Source organism: Halomonas marinisediminis, from assembly GCF_004347715.1.
GTDB lineage: Bacteria > Pseudomonadota > Gammaproteobacteria > Pseudomonadales > Halomonadaceae > Halomonas > Halomonas icarae.
This window is the reverse complement of record NZ_SLTR01000853.1, coordinates 1-222: the sequence shown is the minus strand read 5'-3', so window position 1 is coordinate 222 and position 222 is coordinate 1. Positions and strand designations below refer to the sequence as shown.

At 66.7% G+C, this 222-nt stretch carries 1 protein-coding gene; it reads right to left on the bottom strand.

Annotation, left to right across the window (positions count from 1 at the left end):
- Positions 1–222 (bottom strand): hypothetical protein (locus E0702_RS19505; protein WP_205742184.1); only part of this gene is annotated, 222 nt, incomplete at both ends.

Here is a 222-nt window from a genome sequence, read left to right as displayed (position 1 = left end):
CCCCGATCCCGTGCAACGCGGTGGTCGCGCGGTCCATCTTCTCGCCAGCGGACGCAATCATGCGCCGGTCCTCGTCACGGGCATGGGCACCGGCCGCGACGATCCGGTCAGCGACATAGCGCGGCGCGACATTGTCCTCGGCCGCCTTCGCCAAGATGGCGACATTCTGCATGGTGCCGTTAAGCGCTTTCGCCATCCGGCCCAGCGTCTCGCTGTAATCAG